Source organism: Rhizomicrobium sp., assembly GCF_056722145.1.
In genome coordinates this window covers 1-2,543 of sequence record NZ_JBWZET010000368.1, presented here as the reverse complement: position 1 = coordinate 2,543, position 2,543 = coordinate 1, and the positions used below count along the sequence as shown (strand labels likewise).

At 64.6% G+C, this 2,543-nt stretch carries 2 protein-coding genes; one reads left to right on the top strand and one right to left on the bottom strand.

Features of this window, described 5'->3' with window-relative positions; translation table 11 throughout:
• Positions 1-794, bottom strand: a 794-nt coding sequence (locus AC1P6P_RS19625) for a LacI family DNA-binding transcriptional regulator (RefSeq protein WP_481404139.1), incomplete at its 3' end; no start/stop codon positions are given.
• 177 nt (positions 795-971) lie between these two features.
• Between AC1P6P_RS19625 and AC1P6P_RS19620 the strand changes: the two genes are divergently transcribed.
• On the top strand, positions 972-2,543 hold a 1,572-nt coding region (locus AC1P6P_RS19620; protein WP_481404138.1), incomplete at its 3' end, for a S10 family peptidase.

Genomic DNA, 2,543 nt, shown 5'->3' with positions numbered 1-2,543 from the left:
GCGCCCGAGGCCATGTCGTCGTTGGAGGCGAAGATCGCGGTGGGCGGCGACTTGCCGGTGAGCAGTTCGTCGGCAGCCATCATGCCGGAGCGATAGCTGTAAAAACCTTGCGCCACCGGCGGCGGTTCGACCTTGGCGCCGGCGTCGCGGATCGCCGCTTCGAAGCCCGCGAAGCGCAACCGGCTCGACGAATGCGAGGGATGGCCCTTGATGAAGCCGATGCGCGTGTGGCCCTGGCCGATCAGGTATTTCGTCATGTCATAGCCGGCGCGGAAGTCGTCGATGCCGACGCAGGTGATCTCGCCGGTGAACGAACCGGTGGCGATGCCGACGATGGCGATGCCGAGACCCTTCAGTTCGGCGATCAGGTCGAGGGATTCGCTCAACGGCGCGGTGAGGATCATGGCGTTGACGCCACCCTTGAGCAGGGAGCGCACGGCGGCGGTACCGGCGGCGGGATCGCCAATCTTGGATTTGTCGACCACGATCTGGGCGCCGTTGCGGCCGGCCCCTTCCAGCGCGCCCATCAGGAACTCGGTGAAATAGGCGACCGACGGGTTGTTGTAGATCAGGCCGATGCGGATCTCGGTGGCCCCGGCGAGGCTGCGCGCCGCCTTGTTGGGGCGGAACTGCAGTTCGCGCATCGCCTTCTGGACGGCGGCGCGGGTGGCTTCGCGGACGTTGGACTCGCCATTGACCACGCGCGACACGGTCATCGGCGACACGCCGACCCGCCGCGCCACGTCGTAGATGGTTGCGGCGCTGGTCCGCTTTTTCCCACTTCCCCGCGTCACTTTACTTGGCATCCTTACAGCCCCCTTCCACGCAGCGCATTGTCGATTCTTGCGCCCGGCCCCGCAAGTCTGGCGGACAAAGGATCGTGAATTGCGGCGTTTTAACCGGGCGGCCGGTTTTTCGACAGCGTCCGCGTGTGCCAGCATGGCACCGGCGAATCCCTGGCGGAGACGGCAATGCAAAGATCGACGGTTGTATTGGGCGGATTGGTGGCGGTGGCCTCGCTGTTCGTCCTGGCGGCCTGGCTGGCGCCCTGGCCGGCCCAGTCGTTGCCGGTCCCCGAACGGACCGCCCATTTCGAGTCGGAAGAGGTTCATTCCTCCGGTTCGGTGCGGACCGGGCTGCTGGCGGTGCCCTACGAGGCGGTGGCCGGCACGCTGATCGTGCATCCGCGCGGCTGGGACGACGCCGCCAAGGACAAGGCCGACAATCCCGACGCCGAGGCGGCGATGTTCTACGTCGCCTATTTCAAGAAGGGCGCCAACCTCAAGAACCGGCCGGTGACGTTCCTGTTCAACGGCGGACCGGGCTCGGCGACGGTGTGGCTGCACATGGGGGCGTTCGGGCCCAAGCGGGTCGTCACCTCCGACGATACCCATACGCCCGCCGCGCCCTACAAACTGGTCGACAACGCTTTCTCGCTGCTCGACGAAAGCGACATCGTGTTCATCGACGCGCCTGCCGCGGGCTTCTCACGCATCGCCGGCAAGGACAAGGAGAAGAGCTTCTTCGGCGTCGACCAGGACGCCTGGGCCTTCACCCAGTTCATCAAGAAATTCCTCTCGAAGTACGGCCGCTGGAACTCGCCGAAGTACCTGTTCGGCGAAAGCTACGGCACCACCCGCGCCGCGGTCGTCGTCAACGAGTTGTCGAACGAGGAGGGTATCGACTTCAACGGCGTGATCATGCTGTCGCAGATTTTGGCGTTTGACCTGTCGCCCGACGGGCCGGAAACCAATCCCGGCATCGACGTGCCGTACCAGTTGGCGCTGCCGACCTATGCCGCGACGGCGTGGTATCACAACCGCCTGCCGGGCAAGCGCCCCGACGACATGGTCGGCTTCGTGCGCGAGGTCGAGCATTTCGCCATGACCGACTACGCCAGCGCGCTGACGGCGGGCAACAGTCTCACGCCCGAGCGGCGGCAGGCGATCGCGAGCCGCTTGCACGCCTACACCGGCCTGCCGGTCGGCTACATCCTGAAGGCGGACCTGCGCATTTCCGGCGGCGTGTTCGAGAAGGCGCTGCAGGATCAGGCCGATCTCACCACCGGCCGGCTCGACACGCGTTTTTCCGGCCCGACCATCGATCCGCTGTCGAAAACGGCCGATTACGATCCGCAATCCTCGGCGATCAGTTCGGCCTATGTCTCCGCCTTCAACGACTATGTCCGCAGCGACCTCAAGTACGGCGAAGGCAAGACTTTCAAGCCGTTTGCCGATGTGTCCGCGTTCTGGGATTTCAAGCACAAGCCGCCCGGCGCCGGTATTGCGCTGCAGGCCTCGACCAACGTGATGCCCGATCTGGCGCTGGCGTTGAAGACCAATCCGAATCTGAAAGTGCTGGTGAACGGCGGCTATTACGATCTCGCGACGCCGTACTACGAGGGCTGGTTCGAAATGCACCATCTGCCGATCCCGGCGAATTTGGCGCGCAACATCGAGTACGAATACTACCCCTCCGGCCACATGGTGTATGCGCACGAGGACTCGCTGAAAAAACTGCACGACCGCGTCGCCGATTTCATC